The following is a 6,260-nucleotide window of genomic DNA, read 5'->3' as shown; positions in this document are numbered from 1 at the left end:
AACATTCCTTGCTCTTTGGGTATTGGAATGTTCGTTGCTTTGAGCGATGGCAACGCACCCCGTAGGCAATCTCTTTTCCCAAGGGCTGCACCTGTCAACTTAAAGAAAAACTTCGCACTGTCCAGTTGGCGACTTTGGCGATCGTTTCAGAACAATCGCCTACCGATGCGGCAACAGTATTATGGAAAGCATTGCAGGAAGGATTGATTTTACCGACGAGCCAAGTCTATAAATTCTTCCAGGGTATAGAACAGTCAGAGACACAGAGTCCTGTAAATCTGACCTATCGCTTTTTACACGATCGGGTTCAGCAAGCCGCTTATTCACTCATTCCTGAAGCTCAAAAACAATTAGCCCACTGGCAAATTGGTCAATTATTACAACAGGGTTTGTCTGAACAAGAACAAGTTGAACAGATTTTTGACATCGTTAACCAACTAAATTTGGGCAGAGCGACCATTAGCAACCCAGTCCAGAAGCAACAACTGGCTCAGATGAATTTGCAAGCAGGTCAAAAAGCAAAACTTTCATCTGCCTATCAAGCAGCTCAAAACTATTATGAGATTGGGATTAGCCTATTAACCACAGACGCTTGGCAAACTGACTATCCTTTAGCCTACGCCCTACATCGAGACGCCTCGGAAGCGGCTTATCTTTGTGGCAATTTTGAGCAAGCGGAAGTTCTGTATGAAGTAACCCTGGCTCAGGCTGACACCTCCCTCGATAAAGCCGCAGTTTATCGAGTACAGATGACCCAATATCAGCTCCAGGGTCGCAATACAGAAGCGATCGCCATTCAACGCCAAAGCCTGCACCTGTTGGGCTGGACAATGCCCATTGAACCAGAAGACATCCAAGCCAGCCTCGATGAACAAATTGCTGCGGTCAATCGATTCCTCGAAACCCAAACGATTGCATCAATTCTAGAATTCCCCCAGATGGAAGATCACAATATTGCAGAAATATTGCGGATCTTGCAAATTCTTTTCTATGCGGCATGGCTAGATGGTCAACCGACGCTGGCATTACTGGCCCTCGCTGCAATGACCACGTTGTCATTGCAGCATGGCAACAGCGAGATGTCTCCCTTTGGCTATGTGGGCTATGGCTTAATCGCCAATGCTGTACTCAAAAATGCGCCCCAAGCCCATCAGTTTGGTGATATGGCCGTTCAGCTTTGTGAACAATTTGACAATGCGGATGTGCGGGGGATGACCAATTTTCTCTTCGCTGCCGATGTCCATAGTTGGAGCCGTCCTTTGCGAGCCGCCGATCCTTACTACGAAAATGCGCTTAAGTATGGCATGGATGCCGGAAACTGGTTGACCGTTGGCTTTACGATGATGCTCAGTGGTTCCGATCGCCTCACCTATGGCAAAAATCTGGATGACTTGTATGCGATCGCCCAAACCCATGCCGAGTTTCTGCGTCAGATCAAAAGTTTAGAGAATCTGGATGCTTTAGTGGTTGGAGTGCTACAACCGATTCGTCATCTACTCAATTTAACGACCAATCATTTGAGTTTTGATGACGAAGATTTTAGTGAAACAGCGTATTTGCAGAAATATCACAGTGCCCCCTATCATCTCGCTTGGTTTTATTCGGTCAAAATCCGCCATGCTTACTTATTTGGGCAGCAAGCTACGTACTCAGCGCTAATTCCCCAACTGAACCTGATTGAAACCACCATTTCCAGCCATGCCAAAGTCCCTTCCAGTGTCTTTTACGTGGCATTAATGCACCTGGCACTGATCGAAAGCACCCAGGATCAAGCGGAGCGGCAATCCCATTGGCAAGCAATCCTGCCCCTAGAGGAGCAATTAACTCGGTGGGAGCAAGATTGCCCAGAAAATATTCGTCACAAGAGCCTTCTGCTCCGGGCAGAAAAAGCCCGGTTGCATGGACAAAAGTCAGAGGCGATCGAGTGTTATGAGCAAGCCATCACTCAAGCCCAAGATCAAGGTTATGGCTACGAAGCAGCCCTCGCCAACGAACTCGCTGCTAAGTTCTACCTCAGTTGGGGCAAGGAAAAAATCGCCCAAGAATATCTCACCAATGCCTACTACGGCTACGCCCGCTGGGGTGCGAAAGCCAAAGTCCAAGACTTAGAGCAGCGCTACCCCCAACTGCTCGCGCCGATTTTGCAACAGCAGCGCATGTCTTTGTCGGCAATTGAAACAGCCTTTACAATAACATCTCAGTATCCCAGTACGCAGTCTTCTAACTCAGGTAATACCAGCATTTCGGATACTCTCGACCTGGCAACCATTCTCAAAACGTCCCAAACCCTATCCAGCGAAATTCAACTCGACAAACTCTTGGCGACCCTGCTGCATACGGTGCTAGAAAATGCCGGAGCCGATAAAGGTGTCTTGCTGATGCCCCGTGAAAATCAGTGGTTTGTGGAAGCGGTTGCCACGGTCGATCAACCGGCGCAGATCCAGTCGATCGCGCTGTCAAGTAGCTCAGAAGTGCCTCAATCTTTGATTAATACCGTCAAACACAGTCGGGAAGCTGTGGTGATTGTGGATGCCTCTGCCCATCCCACCCTAGCGATGGATGCTTACGTCATGGCCCACCAACCCAAGAGCCTGCTCTGTACCGCGATTCTGAATCAGGGTAAACTGGTTGCCATTTTGTATTTAGAGAATCATGTCACTGTTGGTGCATTTACGCGCGATCGCGTCGAATTATTAAACCTCCTTTGTGTTCAAGCCGCTATTTCCCTAGAAAATGCCCGTACTTTTTATGAGATGCAACAGACCGAGATCCAGTTGCAGAAAAGTCACGCATTTTTGAACGCCCAGAGTGAGTCGTCTTTAGACGGTATCTTAGTCGTCTATCGCAATCGTGAAATTCACAGTTACAATCAGCGATTTCTGGATGTTTGGAAGATTTCACCAGAACTAAGAACAAGCCGAGATGATCAAAAAATGTTGGCTCATGTTGTAGATAAAATGGCTAATCCTCAGGCATTTCTTGAGAAAATTCTTTATCTGTATGACCATATTGATGAGTCAAGCCACTGCGAGCTGCTTCTAAAGGATGGACGGACTATTGAGCGCACCTCAGTTCCTGTAAACTCCACCAATGGTGAAAACTGGGGACGAATTTGGTATTTTCGGGACATCACCAATCGTAAACAGGCTGAAGAAACAATTCTGCAAAAGTCTCAGGATCTAGAGCTAGCCCTGTCAGAGTTGCAAAATACCCAACTGCAAATGGTGCAAAGCGAAAAAATGGCATCTCTCGGCAATCTCGTCGCCGGTGTTGCCCATGAAATCAACAACCCGATCGGCTTCCTCAACGGCAGCATCAACAATGGAAAGGATTATGTTCAAGATCTATTGGGGCATTTGGCACTTTATCAACAGCACTATCCCAATCCAGTTGCATTGATTCAGGACCATGCCGAAGAGATTGACCTAGAATTCCTCAGCGCAGACCTACCCAAGTTACTCAACTCAATGAAAGGAGCCACCAATCGCATCACAGGCATCAGCACCAGCCTGCGCACTTTCTCCCGCGCCGATGCCGAATACAAAGTCAGCGCCAACATCCATGACGGCATCGACAGCACTATCCTCATTTTGAAATATCGCCTGAAAGCCAACGAACATCGTCCCGCAATTAACGTAATCCAAGACTACGGAGATATTCCGGCGATCGACTGTTTCCCCGGTCAACTCAACCAAGTGTTTATGAACATTTTGGCGAATGCGATCGACATGTTTGATGAAAAGGCTCAAGGTCAGTCTTTCGAGCAACTAGAAGCCCACCCTCAACAGATTACGATTCGCACCACCGCCGATGCAAACCAGGTGCAGATCCAGATTGCTGATAATGGTAAAGGCATGACGGAAGACGTGAGGGCGCGAATTTTTGACCATTTGTTTACCACAAAAGCCGTGGGCAAGGGGACAGGATTGGGATTGGCGATCGCCCGTCAAATTATTGAAGAAAAGCATGGAGGAAAAATATCCTGTCATTCTACCCCTGGAATAGGAACTGAATTTGCAATTACGATTCCTCTCTATCATGACTCAGAATCCATCCGGTAGAACGGATATCTCTGCTTCAAGCGCTTAGTCTATGCATTGGTTAAGTCAGCATAATCGAGCATCTATCATCCTGTTTTTTAATATGACACTATGAATACTCAACCTCATCCATCTAACTTAGCATTGGATTCTCAATCATCACCCTCTGATCACCGGCATTGGGAAGCTGATTTAAAGCTGATTGTTGAAGGCATTGCCTCTCAGATCGGAACAGAATTTTTCCGAGTTTGCGTTCGGTATTTAGCAGAATTGCTGCAAATTCGCTATGCGTTCATTGCAGAATTTATTGACGGTGACGAGCCAAAGGCCAAAGTTTTAGCTTTTTGGGCAGGAGATGATTTTGGCCCCGAATTTGAGTATGTTCTGACAGGGACTCCCTGTGGGATTGTCTTAGATCAAGGATTACAAATTTATGAGTATGGGGTTCAGCAAAAATTTCCCGAAGACATAGACCTCGTCACAATGGGCGCAGAGAGTTACTTGGGAGTTCCAATTTGCAACAGTCAAGGGAAGCCGATCGGTCACATTGCGGGCTTACATGTTCAACCCCTGACTCGTAGCTATGAGGAGCAGGCAGCCATTCTCAAGATTTTTGCGGCTCGTTCTGCTGCGGAAATTGAGCGACAGCTTATCGAAAAAGCGCTGAAACAGCAGAATCAACGCTTGGAGGAAACGCTGATGCAGCTCAAGCAGACTCAGGTGCAACTCATTCATGCTGAAAAAATGTCAGGCTTAGGGAATATGGTTGCTGGCATTGCCCATGAAATCAATAATCCGATTAGCTTTATTCATGGGAATTTAGATCATGCTCATCAATACTTTGACGATCTACTCGGTCTCATTCAACTTTATCAACAAGAATATCCTCAGCCCCGTCAAGTTATTCAAGAAGAACTAGAAACGCTAGATCTCAACTTTATTCAAACCGATCTAAAGCAATTATTCCAGTCAATGAAGTTCGGCTCTCAGCGTATTGAAGGGATTGTTAAATCCTGTCGAAATTTCTCGCGGTTAGATGAATCCAACTCCAAGATTGTGGATATTCATGAAGGGATAGAAGCCACATTAATTATTGTGGAAAGTCGTCTCCAATCTAGCGATCTATCTTCGAGAATTGAAGTCGTTAAAGAATACAAAGATCTACCTAAAATTCATTGTTTTCCAGCACAACTAAACCAAGTTTTTCTGAATCTTCTGAATAATGCAGTTGACGCCTTAGAAGAGGCGGATCGAAAACGCGCATTTGATGAGCGTTTTCTAAATGTCAATACAATTTGGATTCGGACTGTTGAGATCGCAGGGAAGCAAATTGAAATCTCAATCTCAGATAATGGTTTAGGAATTCCAGACGAGATTCAAGCTAAGGTATTCGATCCTTTTTTTACAACTAAATCTGTGGGTAAAGGGACAGGATTGGGGTTGTCTGTCAGCTACTACATTATTACTGACCTACATGAAGGGACGATCATAGTAGATTCACACGTAGGGCAAGGGACAACGTTTAAAATCCGACTACCGATAGGACAAGGTTACTAATTAAGCCGGGACAACAATCCTGACAGGGAATTCAGGAGTCAGAGGTCAGGAGTTAAGTGGGGGATGAATTCTGACTCCTGACTCCCACCTTTGCCAAATTGTCCCACTTTGATTCCCAACTGCCACTGCCCAAAAGTAGTTGTCAACCGCATAAGTTGAGGCCTGAAAATCCCAGACCAATGGCTCAAGCCCATCAGCGTTAGGGCAATGGCTCATGAGTTGCGATCGCAGATGGCATAGCTTCGCTTACCGCAAATCACCCAAGACCCGAGAGTGCTCGGTGGGTTAGCGGGGTCTGCCAACTCGCGAAGGTTAAGTTTTGTAATGGGTTAGCCGGTTGCCACAGTGCCCATAGAAATCGACAGATTGCCCGAGGTAAGTGGCGCAGGGGGAGCGTGTATTGCTGGGGTTGCGAACTGACCAGTCAGCGCTTTGAGATCGCGGCAACCCCGCTCCAAAGGGCCCCCCGACCCCTGCGTTGGAGCAGGTTCAAAGTATTGACTAAAATCAAAAGGAGTCGGCAAAGCCGCTCAACTTCGCCGTTATGCCACTAATCCTGACCTCTCGCAAACGGACATCCGCTACCAACATGAACTACAAACCTGATGGCTACCCCAGCGTTTCGCCTTACTTGATCGTGTCCGGCGCAAACGAGACCATCCG

At 46.7% G+C, this 6,260-nt stretch carries 2 protein-coding genes; both read left to right on the top strand.

The features are described 5' to 3' along the window. Positions 1-134 precede the first annotated feature (134 nt). Positions 135-4,061: an ATP-binding protein gene (locus VB741_RS25705; RefSeq protein ID WP_323368080.1), complete on the top strand. Its 3,927-nt coding sequence runs from the start codon at positions 135-137 to the stop codon at positions 4,059-4,061. Positions 4,062-4,151: 90 nt separating this feature from the next. Then, complete coding sequence (locus tag VB741_RS25700; RefSeq protein WP_323368079.1) at positions 4,152-5,597, top strand: sensor histidine kinase; 1,446 nt, start codon at positions 4,152-4,154, stop codon at positions 5,595-5,597. Positions 5,598-6,260: the final 663 nt, after the last annotated feature.

This window comes from Leptothoe sp. PORK10 BA2, assembly GCF_034932105.1.
Taxonomy (GTDB): Bacteria; Cyanobacteriota; Cyanobacteriia; order Phormidesmidales; family Phormidesmidaceae; genus Leptothoe.
The sequence above is the reverse complement of the archived record's forward strand: the minus strand, read 5'-3'. Positions and strand labels throughout refer to the sequence as shown.